The 23025-nt window shown below is 35.5% G+C and carries 24 protein-coding genes; 21 read left to right on the forward strand and 3 right to left on the reverse strand.

Features of this window, described 5'->3' with window-relative positions; genetic code table 11:
- The 11 genes from AACZ49_RS07605 to AACZ49_RS07655 all read left to right on the forward strand — a co-directional run bounded on the left by AACZ49_RS07605 (position 1) and on the right by AACZ49_RS07655 (position 12499).
- On the forward strand, positions 1–348 hold the full coding sequence (locus tag AACZ49_RS07605) for a four helix bundle protein (protein ID WP_339653123.1): 348 nt from the start codon (positions 1–3) through the stop codon (positions 346–348).
- On the forward strand, positions 345–3077 hold the full coding sequence (gene metH / locus AACZ49_RS07610; protein WP_339653124.1) for a methionine synthase: 2733 nt from the start codon (positions 345–347) through the stop codon (positions 3075–3077). Before AACZ49_RS07605 ends, metH begins: the two co-directional genes overlap by 4 nt.
- A 185-nt stretch (positions 3078–3262) precedes the next feature.
- On the forward strand, positions 3263–4216 hold the full coding sequence (metF, locus tag AACZ49_RS07615) for a methylenetetrahydrofolate reductase [NAD(P)H] (protein WP_339653126.1): 954 nt from the start codon (positions 3263–3265) through the stop codon (positions 4214–4216).
- Positions 4217–4419: 203 nt separating this feature from the next.
- On the forward strand, positions 4420–5517 hold the full coding sequence (locus AACZ49_RS07620; RefSeq protein ID WP_339653128.1) for an acyloxyacyl hydrolase: 1098 nt from the start codon (positions 4420–4422) through the stop codon (positions 5515–5517).
- 88 nt (positions 5518–5605) lie between these two features.
- Positions 5606–6352 carry a head GIN domain-containing protein gene (locus tag AACZ49_RS07625; protein ID WP_339653130.1) on the forward strand — a complete coding sequence of 249 codons (747 nt, stop codon included), beginning with the start codon at positions 5606–5608 and terminating at the stop codon, positions 6350–6352.
- Positions 6349–7482, forward strand: a complete 1134-nt coding sequence (locus tag AACZ49_RS07630) for a serine hydrolase domain-containing protein (RefSeq protein ID WP_339653131.1) — start codon at positions 6349–6351, stop codon at positions 7480–7482. Before AACZ49_RS07625 ends, AACZ49_RS07630 begins: the two co-directional genes overlap by 4 nt.
- Positions 7483–7750: 268 nt before the next feature.
- Positions 7751–8248 carry a hypothetical protein gene (locus AACZ49_RS07635; protein ID WP_339653133.1) on the forward strand — a complete coding sequence of 166 codons (498 nt, stop codon included), beginning with the start codon at positions 7751–7753 and terminating at the stop codon, positions 8246–8248.
- 271 nt (positions 8249–8519) lie between these two features.
- Positions 8520–9347, forward strand: coding sequence for a prephenate dehydratase (locus AACZ49_RS07640; protein WP_339653135.1), 828 nt, complete (start codon positions 8520–8522; stop codon positions 9345–9347).
- Positions 9344–10492 (forward strand): aminotransferase class I/II-fold pyridoxal phosphate-dependent enzyme, encoded by a 1149-nt coding sequence (locus AACZ49_RS07645; RefSeq protein WP_339653137.1) that lies wholly within the window; start codon positions 9344–9346, stop codon positions 10490–10492. Before AACZ49_RS07640 ends, AACZ49_RS07645 begins: the two co-directional genes overlap by 4 nt.
- Positions 10493–10545: 53 nt before the next feature.
- On the forward strand, positions 10546–11406 hold the full coding sequence (locus tag AACZ49_RS07650) for a prephenate dehydrogenase (protein ID WP_339653138.1): 861 nt from the start codon (positions 10546–10548) through the stop codon (positions 11404–11406).
- Positions 11407–11416: 10 nt separating this feature from the next.
- On the forward strand, positions 11417–12499 hold the full coding sequence (locus tag AACZ49_RS07655) for a bifunctional 3-deoxy-7-phosphoheptulonate synthase/chorismate mutase type II (RefSeq protein ID WP_091626675.1): 1083 nt from the start codon (positions 11417–11419) through the stop codon (positions 12497–12499).
- 49 nt (positions 12500–12548) lie between these two features.
- On the opposite strand, the gene AACZ49_RS07660 is transcribed toward AACZ49_RS07655, so the two are convergent.
- Both AACZ49_RS07660 and AACZ49_RS07665 read right to left on the reverse strand, forming a co-directional pair.
- Positions 12549–12989: a hypothetical protein gene (locus AACZ49_RS07660; protein WP_339653140.1), complete on the reverse strand. Its 441-nt coding sequence runs from the start codon at positions 12987–12989 to the stop codon at positions 12549–12551.
- Between the two features lie 155 nt (positions 12990–13144).
- The gene (locus tag AACZ49_RS07665) at positions 13145–13360 is read right to left on the reverse strand and encodes a hypothetical protein (RefSeq protein ID WP_339653142.1); all 216 of its coding nucleotides are present in this window, start codon (positions 13358–13360) and stop codon (positions 13145–13147) included.
- Positions 13361–13657: 297 nt separating this feature from the next.
- On the opposite strand from AACZ49_RS07665, the gene rsgA reads away from it, so the two are divergent.
- From rsgA to AACZ49_RS07715, 10 genes are all read left to right on the forward strand, one after another.
- Entirely contained in the window at positions 13658–14611 is a 954-nt protein-coding gene (gene rsgA / locus AACZ49_RS07670; RefSeq protein WP_339653144.1) for a ribosome small subunit-dependent GTPase A, read from the forward strand.
- A complete protein-coding gene (gene dtd / locus AACZ49_RS07675; RefSeq protein WP_339653146.1) occupies positions 14608–15060 on the forward strand; it encodes a D-aminoacyl-tRNA deacylase in 453 nt (150 codons plus the stop codon). The genes rsgA and dtd overlap by 4 nt, the downstream gene beginning before the upstream one ends.
- Positions 15060–15386 (forward strand): nucleotide pyrophosphohydrolase, encoded by a 327-nt coding sequence (locus tag AACZ49_RS07680; protein WP_339653148.1) that lies wholly within the window; start codon positions 15060–15062, stop codon positions 15384–15386. Before dtd ends, AACZ49_RS07680 begins: the two co-directional genes overlap by 1 nt.
- 37 nt (positions 15387–15423) lie before the next feature.
- A complete protein-coding gene (locus tag AACZ49_RS07685; RefSeq protein ID WP_339653150.1) occupies positions 15424–16653 on the forward strand; it encodes a 3-phosphoshikimate 1-carboxyvinyltransferase in 1230 nt (409 codons plus the stop codon).
- 78 nt (positions 16654–16731) lie between these two features.
- Positions 16732–17781 carry a tRNA preQ1(34) S-adenosylmethionine ribosyltransferase-isomerase QueA gene (gene queA / locus AACZ49_RS07690; RefSeq protein WP_339653152.1) on the forward strand — a complete coding sequence of 350 codons (1050 nt, stop codon included), beginning with the start codon at positions 16732–16734 and terminating at the stop codon, positions 17779–17781.
- A gap of 98 nt (positions 17782–17879) precedes the next feature.
- Positions 17880–18923 (forward strand): 23S rRNA (adenine(2503)-C(2))-methyltransferase RlmN, encoded by a 1044-nt coding sequence (gene rlmN / locus AACZ49_RS07695; RefSeq protein ID WP_339653154.1) that lies wholly within the window; start codon positions 17880–17882, stop codon positions 18921–18923.
- A gap of 168 nt (positions 18924–19091) precedes the next feature.
- Entirely contained in the window at positions 19092–20069 is a 978-nt protein-coding gene (locus AACZ49_RS07700) for a polyprenyl synthetase family protein (protein WP_339653481.1), read from the forward strand.
- A gap of 135 nt (positions 20070–20204) precedes the next feature.
- On the forward strand, positions 20205–20768 hold the full coding sequence (locus tag AACZ49_RS07705; RefSeq protein WP_339653156.1) for an RNA polymerase sigma factor: 564 nt from the start codon (positions 20205–20207) through the stop codon (positions 20766–20768).
- On the forward strand, positions 20755–21504 hold the full coding sequence (locus tag AACZ49_RS07710; RefSeq protein WP_339653158.1) for a hypothetical protein: 750 nt from the start codon (positions 20755–20757) through the stop codon (positions 21502–21504). The genes AACZ49_RS07705 and AACZ49_RS07710 overlap by 14 nt, the downstream gene beginning before the upstream one ends.
- 115 nt (positions 21505–21619) lie before the next feature.
- On the forward strand, positions 21620–22693 hold the full coding sequence (locus tag AACZ49_RS07715; protein WP_339653160.1) for a hypothetical protein: 1074 nt from the start codon (positions 21620–21622) through the stop codon (positions 22691–22693).
- Positions 22694–22753: 60 nt separating this feature from the next.
- On the opposite strand, the gene AACZ49_RS07720 is transcribed toward AACZ49_RS07715, so the two are convergent.
- On the reverse strand, positions 22754–23005 hold the full coding sequence (locus tag AACZ49_RS07720; protein ID WP_339653162.1) for a zinc-ribbon domain-containing protein: 252 nt from the start codon (positions 23003–23005) through the stop codon (positions 22754–22756).
- Positions 23006–23025 lie beyond the last annotated feature (20 nt).

Here is a 23025-nt window from a genome sequence, read left to right on the forward strand (position 1 = left end):
ATGGATTATAAAGAATTAGATATTTGGGTACAAGCTAGGATGCTTGTGAAAACAGTTTATGTTTTGACTAGGTCCTTTCCTCGAGATGAACAGTTTTCATTAACCTCGCAGGTTAGAAGATGTGTTATTTCTGTACCATCAAATATTGCAGAAGGTTGTGGGAGACAATCCAATAAAGAGACAATTCATTTTTTACATATAGCTAGAGGTTCTTTGTTTGAGTTGGAGACCCAGTTAATTTTGGCAGGTGATTTAAATTATATTTCAGATATAGATAATGTTTTGGAAGAAATAGAAAGAGTTAAAAAATTGTTGAACGGATTCATCAAATATCATAAGCAGTTATGAGTATAAAACACGAACAACGAACAACGAACAACGAACAACGTTTTTTAAAACTAAGTGGTCTAGAACCCCTAATCGTTACACCCGAAACCAACTTTATTAACGTTGGTGAACGCACCAATGTGGCTGGTTCTAAAATGTTTCTTCGATTAATTAAAGAAGAGAAATTTGAAGAAGCTTTAGTCGTAGCGAGGGAGCAGGTAGAGAATGGAGCACAGGTAATCGACATTAACATGGACGATGGTCTGATTGATGGCAAGGAAGCTATGGTAAAGTTTTTGAACCTGGTCATTGCCGAGCCCGATATTTCTCGAGTTCCTATAATGATTGATAGTTCTAAATGGGAAATCATAGAGGCTGGTTTACAAGTGGTTCAAGGAAAATGTGTTGTGAACTCCATTAGTTTAAAGGAGGGTGAAGAACAATTCATGCATCAGGCTAAATTGATTAAACGCTATGGTGCCGCGGTAATAGTTATGGCTTTTGATGAAGTAGGCCAAGCTGACAATTATGAACGTCGAATCGAAATTGCGAAGCGTTCGTATGATGTACTAGTTGATAAAGTTGGTTTCGCACCAGAGGATATCATTTTTGACCTTAATATTTTCCCTGTTGCTACGGGTATGGATGAGCATAAGCTCAATGCCCTAGATTTTATAAAAGCTACAAAATGGGTACGCGAAAATTTACCGTATGCAAGTGTAAGTGGAGGTGTAAGTAATGTTTCGTTCTCATTTAGGGGAAATAATCCTGTTCGTGAGGCGATGCATTCGGTTTTTCTATATCATGCAATAAAAGCGGGTATGAATATGGGTATCGTAAACCCAAGTATGTTAGAGGTGTATGACGATATTCCTAAAGATTTACTAGAACGTGTAGAAGATGTTATTTTAAATAGGAGGGATGATGCAACCGAGAGATTACTTGATTTTGCAGAATCGGTCGTTGGTAAAACAAAAGAAAGTAAGATTGATCTGTCATGGCGGCAGGAACCTTTACAGGATAGAATTACACGTGCCTTGGTGAAAGGTATTGACCAATATATAGTTGAAGATGTAGAGCAAGCGAGACAAGAAGCCGATAAGCCGATTGAAGTTATTGAAGGAAATTTAATGACCGGTATGAATGTGGTAGGTGATTTGTTTGGAAGTGGAAAGATGTTTTTACCACAGGTAGTGAAGTCGGCTCGTGTAATGAAAAAAGCGGTGGCGTATTTGTTGCCATATATCGAAGAAGAGAAATTATTGAACCCGCAAGAAGGGGATTCTGATAATGCCGGTAAAATTCTAATGGCAACCGTAAAGGGTGATGTTCATGATATCGGTAAGAATATTGTGGGTGTTGTTTTGGCTTGTAACAATTATGAGATTGTAGATTTAGGGGTAATGGTACCTCCAGAAAAAATAATCGCAGCCGCAATTGAGCATAATGTAGATATAATAGGACTTAGCGGATTAATAACACCTTCTTTAGATGAAATGGTGCATTTGGCCAAGGAGATGGAGCGAAAGAATTTTAAAATTCCGTTATTGATTGGTGGTGCGACTACAAGTAAAGCGCATACAGCGGTAAAGATTGATACACAATACAAAGAAGCTGTAGTTCACGTAAATGATGCATCTAGAGCGGTGACCGTAGTTGGAGATTTGCTTCAGAAAGAAACTTCTATCGAATATAAAAAGAGCATTAAAGATGATTATAATGTTTTTAGAGAAAAGTTTTTAAACCGTTCTTCCAGTAAAACATATAAAACAATTGCAGCGGCACGTAGAAATAAGTTTAAGATAGATTGGAACAAAAGTGAAATCTTTAAGCCTAATAAATTAGGAATTCAGGTTATTGAAGATTTAGATTTAAATTTATTGGTTCCATATATAGATTGGACTCCATTTTTTAGAAGCTGGGAATTGCATGGTAAATATCCCGCAATTTTAACTGATGATGTAGTAGGGATCCAAGCCACAGAATTATTTGCTGACGCACAAGAAATGTTGAAGCAGATTATTAGGGAGAAGCAATTGAAAGCGAAAGGAATTTTTGGACTGTTCCCTGTCAATACCATAAATGAAGATGATATCGATGTTAACCTGAGCGCAGTTGATGGGCGAGAGGAAGAGAACTACATATTTAGAACCTTGCGTCAACAATTACAGAAAAGAGAAGGTATCGCTGATTATGCATTGGCAGATTTTATAGCGCCTAAAGAATCTGGTAGAAAAGATTATATGGGTTGTTTTTGTGTGTCCACAGGTTTCGGTACTGCCGAGTTAGCCGGGGAATATGAAAAGAACTTAGATGATTACAATTCTATTTTAGTAAAAGCATTGGCAGATCGTTTGGCAGAGGCTTTCGCTGAATACTTACATAAAGAAGTGCGTATGAAACATTGGGGCTATGCTGCAAGCGAAGAATTGAGCAATGAAGAATTGATTCATGAATCGTACAAAGGTATTCGTCCTGCGCCAGGGTATCCTGCTTGTCCGGATCACCTGGAAAAATTGACCATTTGGGATATTTTAAGAGTTAAGGAAACGATAGGGGTAGAACTAACCGATAGTTTGGCTATGTGGCCTGCGGCATCAGTTAGTGGCTATTATTTTGGAAACCCGGAAGCACGATATTTTGGATTAGGTAAAATAAAGGAAGACCAAGTGAAAGACTTTGCGGATAGAAAGGGAATAGCTTTCGAAAAAGCTGAAATATGGTTGTCTCCGAATATTGTAGATGCCTAATTTGCGTTAGGGATTGCAGCGGCATCCTTTTCTATTTTTACTCATGTTTACCAAAATGAAAATAAGATTTATAAATAGAAAAAATATAGCGTAAAGCCCGACCATTTGGTAACGCCAAAAAAAGGAATAAAATAAAAGTTTAGAAGTAAAGTCGATTACGTACAAAACGACCAACTTAATTTACAATGAAAGTTACAGACCATATTACCAACGCACAAGGAAAGACCTTATTTTCTTTTGAAATTGTACCACCTGTAAAAGGGAGGAATATACAAGAATTGTATAATAATATAGACCCATTGATGGAGTTTAAGCCTCCGTTTATTGACGTGACCACATCTCGTGAGGAGACCATTTACGTACAGAAAGAAGGACTTTTGGATAAAAAGACCACACGTATGAGGCCAGGTACGGTTGGTATTTGTGCGTCTATACAGCATAAGTATAATGTTGATACAGTGCCTCATGTAATCTGTGGAGGTTTTACCCGAGAAGAGACCGAATATATGCTGGTAGATTGTCATTATTTGGGGATACAAAATGTAATGGCCTTACGGGGAGATGCACGTAGCGAACAAAAATATTTTGAACCTACCGATGGCGGTCACCCGTTTGCTATAGATTTGGTAAAGCAGATTCATGATTTAAATTGTGGGAGGTATTTGCATGAAACTATAGAAAGTGAACATTCAAGTGAGTTCTGCATAGGTGTTGCGGGCTACCCCGAAAAGCATTTGGAATCACCTTCGTTGCAATCAGATTTAAAACGGTTGAAAGAAAAAGTAGATGCAGGTGCCGACTATGTGGTAACGCAAATGTTTTTCGATAATAAAAAATATTTTGAGTTTGTAGAAGCTGCAAAAAATATAGGGATTACGGTTCCTATTATTCCAGGAATAAAGCCTATTGCCGTTAAACGCCATTTGCAGTTGTTACCACAAGTTTTTCGAATTGATATTCCACAAGATTTAATTGATGCGGTAGATGGTTGCGCTTCAAATAAAGATGTGCGTGCCGTTGGTATAGAATGGGCCATTCAACAATCGAAAGAATTGAAAGAAGCTGGTGTACCTGTATTACATTACTATTCTATGGGGAAATCTGATAATATAAAAGCTATTGCAAAAGAGCTTTTTTAATCAGCTAACTTGTCATTTCGAGTGTTTTTATATTGTAGAGTAACGGAGATATGAAAATGTATAGAGAACCTTTCGAACACGAGAGCTTCTCGATGAAAATTTCTTTGTGCCTCAAAAATTCACTCGAAGTGACATTGTTGACTTTATAAAACATATAGTATTAAAGGTATATCCGGTACTACTTATAACTATTTTTGCCCGTAATGAATTTTAAGTTTCTTTTCATTTTATTTTTTTCTATTGCTTTTTGCTTTTCACAAGAAAGTCCAAAGCTTAAAAAATATACCCTAGATGCAAATCAATTTTATGGGTCTATTATTCTTCATAATCCAGATATTTCACATTTAATAAACGCACATCCTGGGGGTGTAATTTTAAGTTATAATCGTAAAACCTATGGTTCTAAAGCATGGGAGGAATTATATAATTATCCTGATTTGGGCTATTCTTTCATTTATCAGGATATGAATTATGGGACCCTAGGAAAGAACTATAGCTTATATGCCCATTATAATTTCTATTTTTTTAAACGAAATATACAGCTAAGGGTAGGTCAAGGAATTGCTTATACTAGTAACCCATATGATAAAACAACCAATTTCAGGAACAACGCCTACGGGTCCGATTTTTTGAGCTCTACCTATTTAATGTTCAATTACCATAAGGAAAATATTTTTAAGGGCTTAGGTTTTAAAGCGGGTATTTCAATAATTCACTATTCTAATGCCAATTTTAGGGCGCCTAATACTTCGACAAATACGATCGCGTTAAATGCGGGTCTGGTTTATGATCTTGATGGCGGAAGTGAAATTGAATACATACATCGAGAAAAAGAAAAAGTCACGGAACCTTTGCGATACAATTTGGCACTTAGAACCGGATTGAATGAAAGTGATGTTATAGATTCTGGTCAATATGGTTTTGTTGTACTTTCCGCTTATGCCGATAAGCGCCTAGGGCGAAAAAGTGCTATTCAAATGGGAACAGATGTCTATTTCTCAAATTTTTTAAAGGAATTGATTCGGTATCAAAGTATCGCTTTTCCTGAAAATAATGTTGCTGCAGATGACGATTATAAGAGGGTAGGTGTTTTTGTAGGTCATGAACTATTCATTAATAAAATGTCCATAATATCCCAATTGGGGTATTACGTATATTATCCTTTTGATTTTGAAGGGCGTATGTATAATCGTATGGGACTAAAGCGTTATTTTGGTGATAAGGTTTATGGGGCAATAACCTTGAAATCGCACGGAGCAAAGGCAGAAGCCGTTGAATTTGGTATTGGAATACGATTATAAAATGTCAAAAAAAAGAAATCATACTATTTTATCTAATCAAATCGAGTTAGCTTATATAGTAAGCAGGCGCGGTAAAAAATTTTTTGTTTTGTCTGCCATTATATTCTTAAGTATATCCTTAAATTCCTGCGACTCTGAAAATGCATCGGATTGTTTTCAAGATACCGGAGAAATTAAAAGGAATGAAGTTGAGTTACAGGAGTTTGAAAAGATTACTGTTTTTGAAAATGTAACCTTAGTAATAAAGCAAGGAGATACACAAAAGGTAGAAATTGAAACTGGTGAAAATTTACGTAATGAAGTGGTAGCCGTTGTAGAGGATGGAAGATTGATTTTGACAGATACGAACGACTGTAATTATGTTCGTAAGTATGGAGTTACCGTTGTATATATTACCACCTCAAATTTAACTGAAATACGTAGTAGTACTGGTTATCCTATACGTAGCGATGGCGTGTTACGTTTTGAGCGTTTAAGTTTATTGTCCGAAAGTTTTTCAAATCCCGAAGCAGAGACTACAGATGGGGAGTTTAATTTAGATTTAGATGTTTCATCTTTAAGTATTACGGTTAATGGAATTGCGTATTTTAACTTAACAGGATATGTAGAAAATTTAAATATCAACATTGCAGCTGGAGATTCTAGAATTGAGGCAGAAGGGTTGGTAGCTCAATATGTCAATATTAATCACCGAGGTTCGAACGATGTACTTATTAATCCGCAATTAAAAATTTCGGGAGTGCTACGAGGTACAGGCGATGTTTTAAGTTATACCAGACCTGCTGAGGTCAACGTTGAAGAGTTGTATAACGGTAGGCTTATTTTTGTGGAATGAATCCCATTTTGAAATATCTAAAAAATGTGTTCACTGCTAAACGGGTGTTCGGTGATAATTCGACTTTAACCAGATTGGTAAAAGCGGATGCCCTTTTGCAAGATATGTATGAAAAAAATAAGTTTCCTGGTTTAGCAATTACTGTGCTAAAAGAAGGAGAGACCATTTTTCAAAAAGGGTTTGGTTATGCCGATATAGCGCAAAAGCAGTTCAGAGACCCACGAAAATCTATTTTTAGAATAGCTAGTGTTTCCAAACCCATTGCTGCAACGGCATTAGCATACATGGTGCAAGAAGGGATACTAGATTTAGATGAATCGTTCTATGCCTATCTCCCGGATTATCCCAAGAAAGAATGGGATTTCACCATAAGACAACTGGCAAGTCACACAGCAGGTATACGAGTATATAAAGGAAAGGAATATGGACTGAACGAACCTTTTTCAATTAAAGAAGGTTTAGGGGTATTTAAGAATGAACCATTGGTTTTTGAACCTGACACTGAATATTTGTATAATAGTTTTGATTGGGTTATGATTTCTGCTGTAATGCAAGAAGTAAGCGGAATCCCCTTTGAGGAATATGTTCAAGAAAGGGTGTTGAATCCCTTAGGGATGCAACATACTTTTTGTCCAAAATGTCATCCTGAGCGCAGTCGAAAAGTTGATGGTGTTAAGGTGAAAGAGATTACTGAAATTGAAGGATCTGGGAATGTTGCAACCTTTTATTCAAAATGCTTAGCAGGATTTAGAAAAGCAATTCCTGTAGATAACTTTTACAAACTAGCAGGAGGTGGATATCTTTCCACATCAGAAGACATTGCCAAATTCGGACAAGCCTATTTAGATAATAGAATTAAGGTTGAAGCAGAATTCCTTGATCATTTTTTAACTTCTCAAGAAGTTAACGAAAAGCCAACATGCTATGGTTTAGGTTGGCAGGTAAGCGAAGATGCTAAAGGAAGAAAGTTTTATGGTCATGTAGGTAACGGGGTAGGCGGGTATGCTAATTTTTTTGTATATCCAGAAGAACAACTAGTTTTTTCAATTCTGATTAATTGTACCGACCCTAAAATACAGGAGGAATTAGATGCTGTTATCGATTGTTTTTTTAATATGCCAATCACATAAGTATAGCGTTGTTTTTGGCATAGGTGAAGTGTTGTTAATTAGGTGTCCTATTTTGTGATTTATTCAGGCATATATTTAAGCCAACACCTACGACTATAGGATTTTTAGAAAAAGATGAATTTATATGAAGTAACCAAAACCAAAAGTGTTTTTTTGAAAGTATGATAGGTCTATCATTTTACCTTCAACCAAACTCAGAAGTCCTTTAGTGAATCTATAATTAAAAATACGGTCTTATTTATAGTTATTTTAGGTAAAAATTTAGCCAATGAATTCTTTAAAAACGAAACTCTTTTTAGCTCTGTTTGTGATTACAATTACGAATATTTTAGCCCAAGAAATTACATCTTTCTCAAGTATGTGGAGTATGGAGTATTATCAAGATGACCAAAAAATAACCAGAAAGGATGTTAAAGACCTTTTTTCTAAAAACGATGAAGTTTATCAACTCTGGAAAAAAGCGGACACCAAAGAAATAGTTGCAGGTGTAGCATTGGTAGGTGAGTTTGTAGGTGTATTTTGGGCAACGTCAGAATTATTGAATGATGACCCATCATTAACCAATCGCGATAAGGCAAAAAATGCTGTTGGTCCCATGGCAGGAGGAATAGCTGGGGCTATAGTGGGGATTATTTATATGAATAGTGCCAATAAATCTAGAAAACGAGCAATATTATCCTATAATAAACAATTCGATAAAAAAGCAACATTTAGCTTTGAACCGGTTGCTAATGAATCAGGACTTGGTTTAGCAATCAAATGGTGATAATTTTAGATATTTAACACAAAAGCTTCGGTATTTGAAACAGAAATTGAATTTTAAAAAAAAATAATACCTAAAACAACCATTTTTAAATATAATTACTACATTAGCCAAAGTTTACAAGAGCAATGACAAAACAATATTTCTGGAACGGTTTTTATTTTTACTTCTTTTTTAAGAGAGGTACGGGACTGTTCTAGTATATTTTAAAAATAAAATAGAATTAAGTTCCGATATATATCGGAACTTTTTTTTTGAATATAATTGAGTAAAAGTGAGTTTAAAAATAGCCATACAAGGAATTAAGGGTTCCAATCATCACCAAGTAGCAAAAGATTGCTTTGGCGATGATATAGAGCTTGTTGAATGTCTTTCGTTCGATGAGTTGGTTGATAAATTATTATCGAAAGAAGCGGATCAAGGGGTGATGGCTATAGAGAATTCAATTGCCGGATCAATTATCCCAAATTATGCCCTTGTCAACCATAACAATTTGCATATTATAGGGGAATATTACTTGAACATTCATCATAATTTAATGGTGCTAAAAGGTCAAGAAATTTCAGATATTACTGAGGTGAGTTCACACCCAATGGCATTATTGCAATGCAAGGAGTATTTTAGACAGTATCCACATATTAAATTGGTAGAAGATGTTGATACTGCTGAAACGGCAAAACGAATTCAAGAACAAAAATTAAAACATGTAGCGGCAATTGCACCTAACGTTGCGGCAGAATTATATGGTTTGGACATCGTAGCAAAAGAGATACAGACCATTAAAAATAATGCTACCCGTTTTATCATTGTACAAACAAAAAAGGACTCGTTGCCAGAGACCGAAATTACGAAGGCTTCGATTCGTTTCATTACTGACCATAAAAGGGGAAGTTTAGCCGCAGTGCTTAATGTTATGAGTGATTGTAGATTGAATTTGACAAAAATACAGTCTTTACCAGTGATAGAGACACCTTGGAAATATGCCTTTTTTGTGGATGTAACTTTTAACGATTTTATAGATTTTACTAAGGCAAAAAGTCTATTGAACATCATGGCGGAAGACTTTAAAGTTTTGGGTGAATATAAAAATGTGAGACAATGATACCAACTGCGGACAGGTTGAATACCGTACAGGAATACTACTTCTCAAAAAAGTTGAGAGAAGTACGTGGCTTAATTGCACAAGGCAAGCCTATCATTAATATGGGCATCGGGAGTCCAGATTTAGCTCCGTCGGAAAACGTGTTAAATGCAATACAGGAGGCTGTGTTGGAAAATGGCGCGCATCAGTATCAAAGTTATCAAGGCTTGCCTCAGTTAAGAGAGGCAATAGCTGATTTTTATAAAAATAGGTTTACTGTAACAACAGATCCAACGAGTGAAATACTTCCGTTAATGGGGTCTAAAGAAGGCATTATGCATATCAGTCTTGCCTTTTTAAATGTTGGTGATGAAGTGTTGATTCCGAATCCAGGGTATCCGACATATACATCGGTAACCAATTTGGTAGGGGCTGTACCAACATATTATGACCTTACGGAAGAGAATGGCTGGTTTCCAGATTTAGAGATATTAGAAAAGCAAGACTTGTCGAAAGTCAAAATTATGTGGTTGAGTTATCCGCATATGCCAACAGGTGCCACCGCAACAAGAGAACAATTTGTAAAAATCGTTTCCTTTGCAAAAAAGCAAAATATCCTTTTGGTAAATGACAATCCATATAGTTTTGTTTTGAATGCTGAGCCAGCAAGTATTTTAAGTATACCTAATGCAAAAGAGGTTTGCTTAGAATTGAATTCTTTAAGTAAGACCTTTAACATGGCAGGGTGGCGTGTAGGTTTCGTGCTAGGTAGAGAAGAGTATATCAATGCTATTATAAAGGTAAAGAGTAATATGGATTCGGGTATGTTTTACGGCATTCAGAAAGGAGCCATAGCAGCATTGGAAAGTAGTGATGATTGGTACGTTGAATTGAACAAGGTGTACAGTGCGCGTAGAGAATTAGTTTTTCAATTGGCAGATACACTTGGTTGTTCTTATGATAGAGATGCAGTTGGCTTGTTCGTATGGGCAAAATTACCTGAAGGTAGTGTGGCATCAGAAGAATTTATAGATGACATATTATATAAAAAGGATTTGTTCATTACGCCAGGAACCATTTTTGGCAGTAATGGTGAAGGATATATAAGATTCTCACTTTGTATAACAGAGGATAAAATAAAGGAAGCAATTAAAAGATTTGAATAGTTGAGACGAGTAACTAATAACAATCAACGAACAACTAAAGCGCAGCTTTAAAAATGAATGTATTTGTAATCGGTATAGGTTTAATTGGAGGTTCTTTAGCAAAAGACATTAAGTCTACGCAAGAAGATGTTACCGTGTATGGTATAGATTCTAATGCCACACATTTGGCAGAGGCCAAAGACTTAGGAATTATCGATAAGAAAGCGAGCTATCAAGATTTGCAATTGGCAGATATGGTGATTGTAAGTATCCCTGTAGATGTTATGGTTACGGAGATTCCGAAAATATTGGATGGCGTGCGTGAAGATTGTGTTGTATTTGATGTAGGTTCTACCAAATCGTTAATCTGTAAAACCTTAGAGAACCATCCGAAGAGAAGAAATTTTTTAGCATGCCACCCAATATCAGGAACAGAGTTTTCTGGTCCGTCGGCAGCAATTAATAATTTGTTCAGAGATAAGACGAATATAATATGTGAAGTTGAGATGACAGCTTTTAAGCTTCAAGAAAAAGCATTACAGGTTTTTCAAGCTATAGGGATGCGTATTCGTTATATGAACCCAGAAGCGCATGATAAGCATATTGCCTATGTATCTCATTTATCTCATATTAGTGCTTTTATGTTGGGTAAGACAGTAATTGAGAAAGAGAAAAATGAGCGTGATATTTTTGATATGGCGGGCAGTGGATTTGAAAGTACGGTGCGTTTGGCAAAAAGTTCGCCTGCCATGTGGACACCAATTTTCAAACAAAATAAAGTGAATGTGGTCGAGACTTTAGACGAGTATATTCAAAATCTTACAGCATTTAAAGAGTTGTTGTTACAAGATGATTATGAAGGCATTTACAATGAAATGAATAATACCAATAAGATAAAAGGAATATTAAAAGGAATACCGTTAAACAAGAAATAGAATAATTAAAATGGAAAATTCAAAACAAATGAGAACATGGTTGGATGATTTAAAACTAGACCATCCACTAGTAATAGCAGGGCCATGTAGTGCGGAAACAGAGGAACAAGTGTTAGGTATAGCACACTCCCTAAAAGATACCGATGTAAATTATTACAGAGCAGGTATTTGGAAACCACGTACTCGCCCAGGAAATTTTGAAGGTGTAGGCGCATTGGGCCTTAAATGGCTTCAAAAAGTTAAGGCCGAAACAGGTATGAAAACTGCTACCGAGGTAGCAAATCGTGCGCACGTAGAATTGGCTTTAGAACATGATGTCGATTTATTATGGATCGGTGCAAGATCAACAGTTAGTCCGTTTATCGTTCAAGAAATTGCCGATGCATTAAAAGGGACCGATAAAATCGTATTGGTGAAGAATCCGGTTAATCCAGATTTGGCCTTATGGTTAGGAGCTGTTGAGCGTTTGGCTACTGCAGATATTAAAAATTTAGGAGTAATTCATAGAGGTTTCTCGACATACGAGAAAACTAAATATAGAAATATTCCAGAATGGCAAATGGCGATTGATTTACAGACTAAATTTCCAGATTTACCTATAATCAATGATCCATCTCATATTACAGGAAATAGAGAAATGATTTTTGATGTATCGCAAACAGCTCTAGATCTTAATTTTGACGGATTGATGATTGAAACACATCACGATCCAGATAATGCTTGGAGTGATGCTGCTCAACAAGTAACGCCAGCCAAGTTAGTTCAGATTATGAGAGATTTGAAAATTCGTAAAGAAGATAACACTGAGGCTGAATACAATGCGAAATTGAATAACCTAAGAGCGAACATTGATATTTTCGATAATCAATTGATCGAAACTTTAGGTAAGCGTATGAAAACTTCAGATGCTATCGGTGAACTTAAAAAAGAGAAGAACGTAGCAGTATTGCAAAGCACACGTTGGAACGAAATATTAGGAGCAATGATTCTTGAAGGAGAAAGTAAGGGACTAAGTGAGGAATTCGTTCTTCGTATGTTCAAAGCGATCCACCAAGAATCTATTCGTCACCAAGAGAAAATTGTAAATTCTTAAGTATAAAAAAAGCCCGGTATATTTGACCGGGCTTTTTTTATTTAAATTTTTATCTTTTGAAAATATATCGGGTAATAAATATACCTGAGGAATCGCCTTTACCACTATCACTTTCTACAGCACTGGTTACAAAGGCAAGCTCCCAACCATCTGCTACCATGGCGTTAATTTTAGAACTAATCAAGGCATCATTGGCCGCAATATTTTGAAAACGGATACCGGCAATATTGAAGAAGTTCAACAACTTAGTTTCGTCAAAGTCTTTTACCCTAATCTCGTCTCTTTTCGATTTGTTACGGGTGTTGTCATCTTCGGTTTGTGTTGAGGTAAATTCTGCATAGTCCTTTTCCTCATTACCATCAATAATTCTAGAACGTCCTAATCCACTAGAAACAATAGATTCTACACTAGTAATAACTTTAAACTCTTGTGCGCTTAAGCTGATTGCGCCACAGATAATTAATAAAACACTAAAAATACTTTTCTTCATGATTTTGGTTTTTTATAATTGGCCATCTTTTTGATGATTATTAAGTATTAACAGGTTAATGCTTGTTTAATTGTATAAAATATGCTGAAATTTTGAAATAGATAAGTTATTGTTGCACTAGGAAAAACATAGTTTTACGTAAGAAGTGTGTATTTTTATTGGATGGAGAAATCAAAAACAGATTTATTATCTCTTGATTGAAGACACTTGTCCTTGGTAGATAAAGCAAAATTCACCTGGCTTTGACGAATAACGTTGTTAGATTGAATTTTTGGAAGTTGAGCCTTTTCTTTTGAATTGATTAAACCAGAAACTGTTTTTGGTGCTACGGGATTTGAGTTTGCGCCAGAAAAAACACCTGCATTTTTCATTTCACCAAGAGCAGAGATAGAAGTGAAAAATTTTACATCTTATATGTTTATTTTTACCATTTTCATGTAATCGACGAAACCTAATTCTACCATCTATTCTACAGATTCGTTCGTAATTTTTTCTTGTACACTACTGTATTATGTAGATGCTGCAAGTGCAACAAAAAAAATTTTTTTTAATGAAATTCATTTTCAATGTTCTGGTTATTATTTAATGTTCTAAGTTGTAATTCATATTTATGGTATTTTTTGTAATGAAAGCAGTTACTTTGTACTAATGGAAGGTATTTTATATAAATGGTAGGAATTGTTTACAAATCTACAGGGAGTTGGTACACGGTAAAGTCTAAAGACGGTGTTTTCTATGACTGTAGAATAAAAGGAAAGTTTAGAATAAAAGGCATAAAAAGCACCAATCCGGTTGCGGTTGGTGATTACGTTCATTTTGATGTGGAAACTATTGGAGATGATACCATTGGGATAATTCATGAAATTAAAAAACGTAAAAATTATATTATACGTAAGTCTGTAAATCTATCAAAACAGACACATATAATCGCGGCTAATCTTGATCAGGTATTTTTGCTGGTTACATTAAACAACCCACCGACTTATCCTGTTTTTATCGACCGATTTTTAATTACGGCAGAAGCATATGAAATTCCCGTGGTACTTCTCTTTAATAAAATAGATACATATACTCTCGAAGAAACTGATGAAATAAAGTTCTTAGCTGCACTATACCGTAATATCGGGTATACCTGTATCGGAATATCTGCTGTAACAGGAAAGAATGTAGATACGGTAAAGGAAATGATGGTTGGCAAAACTTCCATGTTTTCCGGTCATTCTGGTGTTGGTAAATCTACTTTGGTAAATGCGATTGAACCCAATTTAGATATTAAAACAAAAAAGATATCTGAACAACATTTACAAGGTCAGCATACCACCACTTTTGCCGAAATGTTCGATTTAAGTTTTGATGCGCGCATTATAGATACCCCAGGTATAAAAGGTTTTGGTATTGTAGATATGGAGAAGGAGGAAATAGGGAATTATTTTCCAGAGTTCTTTAAATTAAAGCAACACTGTAAGTTCAATAACTGCATACATATAGATGAACCTAAATGTGCGGTAAAAAATGCCTTAGAAGCTGGTGATATAGCATGGAGTAGATATCAAAGTTATTTACAAATGGTAAAAGGCGAAGATGAGAATTATAGGGTCGATATACACGATGAGAAAAAATGAGGGTGGTTGTACAAAGAGTTTCCAGAGCCATTGTTACGGTAGATGACAAGCAAATTAGTGCTATAGAGTCGGGGTTGCTCATTTTTGTAGGTATTGAAAATTCTGATACACAAGAGGATGTTGATTGGTTATCAAACAAAATAGTAAACCTGCGTATTTTTAATGATGATCAAGGTGTGATGAATAATTCGCTTCTTGACAATAAAGGCGATGCAATTGTTGTGAGTCAATTTACATTGCACGCTGCTACAAAGAAAGGAAATAGGCCTTCATATATTTATGCTGCTAGGCCAGAAATAGCTGTGCCAATCTATGAAGCTTTTGTAAAAGCTTTAGAATTAAAACTTGGTAAAAAGGTCAGTACCGGAATATTCGGCGCAGATATGAACGTTGAGTTGTTGAATGATGGTCCGGTGACTATATTGATGGATACAAAAAACAAAGAGTAATGAACATTGAAAACGCACAAGAAGCCGTAGATAAGTGGATAAAGGAACATGGTGTTCGTTATTTCAACGAATTAACGAATATGGCCCAATTAACTGAAGAGGTAGGCGAGGTTGCCCGTATTATCGCTAGACGTTATGGGGAACAAAGTGAAAAAGAATCTGATAAGGGTAAAGATTTAGGAGAAGAATTGGCCGATGTTATGTTCGTAGTGCTATGTCTTGCGAACCAAACAGGTATCGATTTACAACAAGCTTTCGATAAAAAGTTAGATTTAAAAACAAAGCGTGATCATGACCGTCACCACAGTAATAAAAAGTTGAAATAGCTGTATATTTGGCGTTCTATTTTAAATTTTATACGCTTTGAAACTTCACCTTACAGGTCCATCAGATAAACATTTAAACGAAACTATTACGATAACGGGTTCTAAAAGTGAATCTAACCGTAGTCTGCTATTGGCTGCTTTGTATCCAACTATTAGTATAGAAAATTTATCCAATTCAGATGATGCCCAGGTAATGGAGCAAGGGTTGAAAATTACAGAGGGAACCGTAGATATTCATCATGCAGGAACTGCTATGCGTTTTTTAACTGGATATTTTGCTTCACAAAAAGGGAAAGAAGTAATTCTTACAGGGTCAAAAAGAATGACCGAAAGACCCATAAAGATTTTAGTCGATGCTTTAAAATCGTTAGGTGCAGATATCTCTTATGTACAAGATGAAGGGTATCCGCCTATAAAAATTAAAGGACAACGAATTGTAAAGGATAAAGTAAGTCTTCCTGCAAATGTTAGTAGTCAATATATTTCATCATTATTATTGATTGCCCCAAGTTTAGAAAATGGTTTGGAATTAGAATTGGTCGGTAAAATTACTTCTGTACCTTATATTAAAATGACATTAGGGTTACTCGAGGAAATTGGTGTAACAACTTCTTTTGAAGGTAATCTGATCAAGGTGTCTCGAAAAACAAATGTAGCGCCTACAAAACTTGTTGTAGAATCTGATTGGAGTTCTGCTTCTTATTTTTATAGTATATGTGCACTTTCAGACCCGGGTACCGAAATAACGTTGTCCGCATATAAAAAAGAAAGCTTACAAGGTGATAGTGTGCTAGCCGAAATTTATAATTCTTTTGGGGTTGAAACCACTTACGGGGAAAATAAAATCACTTTAAAGAAGACAGCTAAACAAGTTGCCACTGAAAACGAGTTCGATTTAGCAAATGCACCAGATATAGCCCAAACAATTGCCGTTACTTGTTTTGGTTTAGAAGTAGGTTGTCATTTAATAGGATTGCACACCTTAAAAATTAAAGAGACCGACCGTTTAGAGGCGTTAGATACCGAACTTTCTAAGTTGGGAGCAACTATTTCAGTAACCGATAAAACGCTAACACTTTTGCCGACCAAGACAATAAAAGCAGATGTAGCGATCGATACGTATAATGACCATAGAATGGCTATGGCGTTCGCTCCGTTGGCAATGCGAACAACTCTTTTTGTAAATGATGCAGAGGTGGTTTCAAAGTCATATCCAGATTTTTGGAACGACCTTAAACAGCTGCATTTTACCATAAAAGAATTATAATTAGTGTTTTACTTGACAAGGCCTATCTGCACATTGTATCTTTGCAGCCGAAATTTGCTACACTAAAATATTAGCTACATGAAATTATCAAACTTTAGTTTTGAGCTTCCTAAGGAATTATTGGCCGAACATCCTTCAGAAAATAGGGATGAGTCCAAATTAATGGTTATCCATAGAGATACTGGAAAGATTGAGCATAAGATGTTCAAAGATATGATCGATTATTTTGATGAAGGCGATGTCATGGTTTTGAACAATACAAAAGTATTCCCTGCGCGTTTATATGGTAACAAAGAAAAGACTGGTGCACGAATCGAAGTCTTTCTTTTGCGTGAATTAAATGAAGAGCAACGGTTATGGGATGTTCTTGTGGATCCAGCACGTAAAATACGTATTGGTAATAAACTGTATTTTGGTGATGATGAAACTCTTGTTGCTGAAGTTATTGATAACACAACATCTAGGGGAAGAACTTTACGTTTTTTATATGATGGTGCGTATGTAGATTTTAGAAGAAAACTTAGGGAATTGGGTGAAACGCCGTTACCTAAATATATCAAAAGAGAAGTTGAAGCGGAAGATGAATCACGTTACCAAACTATTTATGCTAAGCATGAAGGTGCGGTTGCCGCCCCAACTGCGGGGTTACACTTTTCCAAACACTTATTAAAGAGATTAGAAATTAAGGGTATAGACTTTGCGGAATTAACATTGCATGTTGGTCTTGGTACTTTTAATCCGGTAGAAGTTGAAGATCTTTCTAAGCATAAAATGGACAGTGAAGAATTAGTTATTGATGAGAAAGCTACACAAATCGTAAACAATGCGAAGTTGAAAAAACGTCGTATTTGTGCTGTAGGTACCACTGCAATGCGTGGTTTAGAAAGTGCAGTTTCTTCCAAACAAACACTGAATACCTTTGAAGGTTGGACGAATAAATTCATTTTCCCTCCGTATGATTTTAGCCTTGCAAATGCCATGATAACTAATTTTCATTTGCCTAAATCAACCTTATTGATGATGGTATCTGCATTTATGGGTCATGATTTAATGAGCAAAGCGTACAAAGAAGCTATCTTGGAAAACTATAAGTTCTATTCTTATGGTGATGCCATGTTAATTATATAAGTACGAGTCATTCCTTAAACTTAAGGAACTAATATCAAATCCCGCTTTATCTAACTAATTAGAAAGCGGGATTTATTATAATACCTATCTTTAAAACTATGGAACAGATAAAGAAAAAAGATATCCGGGCACTAACGCGGGAGCAGCTTAGGGATTTTTTCGTTTCCAATGGTGATAAGGCATTTCGCGGAAACCAGGTTTATGAGTGGCTTTGGCAAAAGGCAGCTTATTCTTTTGATGTGATGACAAACCTATCTAAAGAAACTAGGGAGATGCTAGAAGCTAATTTTGTTATCAACCACATTAAGGTAGATTTAATGCAACGTAGTTCTGATGGCACAATAAAGAATGCAGTGCGATTGCATGACGATTTAATTGTAGAATCTGTATTGATACCTACTAAATCGCGAACAACTGCTTGTGTATCTAGTCAAGTGGGTTGTAGTTTAGATTGTAGATTCTGCGCTACTTCTAGGTTAAAAAGAATGCGGAATCTGAATCCTGATGAAATCTACGATCAGGTTGTAGCTATTGACAATGAAAGCCGACTTTATTTTGAAAGACCGTTAAGCAACATTGTATTTATGGGTATGGGAGAACCTTTAATGAACTATAACAATGTTTTAAAGGCGATAGAGAAGATAACTTCTCCAGATGGTTTAGGCATGTCCCCAAAACGTATTACGGTATCAACATCAGGTGTGCCCAAGTTGATTAAGAAAATGGCCGATGATGAAGTTAAGTTTAAGCTGGCTGTTTCACTTCACTCTGCAATAGATGAAATACGTACCTCAATTATGCCATTTAATGCCAAGTTTACTTTAAGTGATTTACGAGAATCATTGCAGTACTGGTATGAAAAGACCAAAAGTAGAATTACCTATGAGTATGTTGTTTGGGAAGGAATCAACGATGATCAAAAAGATGTAGACGCTTTGGTTGCTTTCTGCAGATTTGCGCCTTCTAAGGTAAATTTGATAGAGTATAACCCAATAGATGATGGTGAGTTTAAGCAAGCGTCAAATGCTGCGATAGACCGTTATGTAAGTACCTTAGAAAAAAATAATATCGTAGTCACTGTCCGCCGTTCTCGTGGTAAGGATATCGATGCTGCATGCGGTCAGTTGGCGAATAAATCTTAAATAGGAGCAAGCAGTTACAATTGCTTTTTGCAAAATTATATTTTTCTTAATTATAATTAAATCCTTTTTTGAGGGTAGCCGAAGTAATCGACCAATAAACGATAACTGTCTGCTAAGTACTGTTAAATGCGTGCTTTTCGCTAATTTTGAGATTCTAAGAAAGAACACCTGAAAATAGTATCACAAATAAAGGAACCTGTCTATCAGGAAATGGAGTTGTTTGAGTCCAAGTTTAGGGATTCAATGTCATCTAAGGTTGCGTTACTTAATAGAATTACCCATTATATTGTAAACAGGAAAGGGAAGCAAATGCGCCCCATGTTCGTATTTCTCACCGCCAAATTATTGAATAATGGCGAGGTTAATGAACGAACGTATCGAGGAGCTTCAGTAATTGAGTTAATCCACACCGCTACTTTAGTTCATGACGATGTTGTTGATGAAAGTAACAAACGCAGGGGTTTCTTCTCTATAAATGCACTTTGGAAAAATAAGATTGCCGTTTTAGTGGGCGATTTTCTACTATCTAAAGGTCTATTATTATCGATCGATAATGAAGATTTTGATTTGTTAAAAATTATATCGGTAGCCGTACGTGAAATGAGTGAGGGTGAGTTGCTTCAGATAGAAAAAGCAAGAAGACTCGATATTACCGAAGACGTCTACTACGAAATCATCCGCCAAAAAACAGCTACACTTATTGCTGCCTGTTGTTCGCTAGGTGCTTGTTCGGTAAAACCGGAAAGTGTTGATGTGGAAACTTTTCGAAAATTCGGAGAGCTTTGCGGAATGGCCTTTCAAATCAAAGATGATCTTTTCGACTATGGTGCACAGAAGATTGGCAAGCCCACCGGTATAGATATTAAGGAACAGAAAATGACATTGCCTTTAATTTATGCCCTTAACCATTGTTCAAAAAAGGAGAAAAGTTGGGTTATCAATTCCATTAAAAATCACAACAAAGATAAACAACGGGTAAAAGAAGTAATTTCCTTTGTTAAGGAAAAGGGTGGATTAGATTATGCGGTTAGTAAAATGCTCGAATACAGAGATAAGGCACTTGAGCTGTTAAGTACATATCCAGAATCTGACTATAAAGCTGCTTTAGAATTAATGGTGAATTACGTAGTAGATCGTAAAAAGTAATTCTAATTTAAAAAGCATCATTTTTTAATCACCTGTAATACAGGGGTTTGAAAATAAATTTTAAAATTTATTCACCTTCAGGCAACTATTATAACTACTTCTGCGTCTACTATAATAGAAGACCAAACCATTATTTTGAAAATAATTCCATTTTATAAAAACGAAAGGCAACTCATTAAAAGGGTAATCTCAGGTAACCGAGATGCTCAAGAGCGTTTGTATAAAAAGCATGCTCCAAAAATGTTGGGTGTCTGTAGACAATACATCAAAGATGTTCATTTCGCCGAAGATGTAATGGTTCAAGGCTTTTTGAAAATGTTCACTAAACTTGAAACATTTAAGTTCGAGGGTAGCTTTGAAGGCTGGTTAAGAAGAATTATGATTCGAGAAAGTATCTCTTATTTAAGAAAGCAACAATTTGTAGTGTATGACGATGAGGTTTACGAAAAAAACCAATCAGAAGAAATCTCTCAAAGTACCGATTTAGATACTGAACATATACAGCAACTGATAGATGCGTTACCGCAAGGGTATAAAATGGTTTTTGTTTTGTATACCGTAGAAGGGTATAAGCATCAAGAAATAGCAGAAATGCTTTCTATCTCAGAAAGTACTTCAAAAACACAATTATTAAAGGCCCGAAGATTGTTACAAGATCAATTAAGGCAACAAAATAGTATAGGGTATGGAAACCGATAAATTTGAAAAACATATAAAGTCCCAGTTTAAGGATCGAGAAATTCAACCGTCAGAGAATGCTTGGGAAAAAATTTCATCTGAATTAAATTCAGATACCTCAAAAAAGAAATCTGTGTATTTATGGATGGGTATTGCGGCCAGTGTTATGGTTTTAATAGGTATTGCACTATTCTACTTCAACGGTAGCGATGATGTAAATGAGATTCAGTTCGAAGTTGTTGACACCGATAATAAAGAAGCATTAGAAGGGAAGATAAAGACGGAGTCTGTACCATTTTTAGAGAAAGAACAAGAAGCAGTAGTAAAAAATGATGTTGAGAAAATTAATAGTGGTGTAGCTAAGAAGCAAGAGTCAATAAAAAATAAAGAAATCATAACTGTTGAAGATGAGATTGAAGTTGCTTCTGTAGAGCGCATAGTGCTTGAAAAGAAAGGTGATGAATTAGAAATTTCTGATGATATTATAAATACAAAAGTGGCGGGTATCATTGCTCAACTTGATGTCTTAGAACAATATAGTACTGTTACTGATGCAGAAGTAGATTCATTATTGAAAAGGGCGCAACAAGAAATCTTACGTGATAAAATTTTTAAAACAGATAAGTCTGTCGATGCAATGGCTTTATTGACAGAGGTTGAGGATGAACTTGATCAATCGTTCCGAAACCAAATATTTAATTCATTAAAGGCTAGTTTCATTAAAGTGCGAACAGCTGTCGCCGACCGTAATAATTAATCAAGTATAAATCGTTTTATCCTTCATCACCATAAATTACAATGGGGACAGGGACTGGAGTTTTATTCATCAACTGATGCTGAGGTTAAACAAGGTGTCATAAATCAAAATCGAAATGAGAACAATTACAATGTATTTAGTAGGGTTGGTTACGCTTTTTATGGTGCAGAATTTGACTGCCCAAGAGGAGTATGAGAAGAAAATTGAAATTTTAAAGGAGCAAAAAGCTAAAATAAACCAACAAGAAAAGGAAGCTTTGAAGTATGAAGTTGAAAATATTAATGAGCGACTTAAAGATGGAAGTGTAAAAGAAGATGAGGCTAATGTACTTAAGCAAAAGGCTGCGGAAAAAAGAGCATTAAATATTGAGAATAGAATAGCAATTGTTGACAATCAAATTAATTTGTTAGAGCGTAATCAGGGTAAAATGTTAGTTTTAATGGAGTTGGATACGATTACTGGAAAAGGTATTCGTTTAGGCGTTGATATTAATGGTAAGCCGGCGATTATATTCAAATCTAAAAATTGGAAAAGTGAGATACGCTATGATCGAAGAACCTATTCAGATTTTGTAATGGCAGTAGGGTTAAATAATGCCATTGTAGAGGGGCAATCTCTTAATGATTCACCCTATAAAATAGGGGGAAGTCGATTTTTTGAAATGGGATGGCAATGGCGTACGCGACTATTTAAAAATTCAAATTTTGTGAGATTGAATTATGGATTTTCATTCCAATTTAATGGATTAAAACCTAAGGATAATCAATATTTTGTTGCACTTGACAATGGACAGACCGAACTACAAGAATTTGAATATGATTTAAGCAAATCAAAATTCCGTATCGATAATTTAGTATTTCCAATACATTTTGAATTCGGACCATCAAAGTTGAAAACTACTGAAGAAACCATGCGCTATTCGTTACGAAATCAGTTTAGATTAGGATTAGGTGGCTATGCTGGTTTTAATATGGGTACCCGCCAAAAATTAAAATATGATCGTAATGGAGATAACGTCAAGGATGAATTAAAACGTGGGTACAATACTAATGATTTAGTTTATGGTTTAAGCGCCTATGCTGGTGTTGACGGAGTTCTATTATATGTAAAGTACGATTTGAACCCTATTTTTAAAAATGCAGCTGTGGGTCAGCGGAATGTCTCTTTAGGATTGCGTTTCGACCTTTAAGTTAAATATATTCATCAATCAATTTAGCTGTGGTGCCGTTTTGAAAATCGGTTACTACAGCTATTTTTTTATTCTGGATAGTTCACGACTTATCTCATCGGTAAACTCACTTTCATAATATCCACGTTTACAATGGCTACATTCAACAGTGGTGTTGCTATAAATTTTAAAGAGTTTGATCCAAAATAAATGAAAATAGTTCTTTTGGGTAACAGCGTTTAATGTGCCCATTAGTTGGCAGTAGGGGCAAGTAGCATTTAAAAGCTTTATGGTTTCCGGTTTACCTGGTCTTGTACCGAAGAATAGAATCATAATTAGTACTTTTGATGTTC

The sequence above is a fragment of the uncultured Maribacter sp. genome (assembly GCF_963975365.1).
Lineage (GTDB): Bacteria > Bacteroidota > Bacteroidia > Flavobacteriales > Flavobacteriaceae > Maribacter.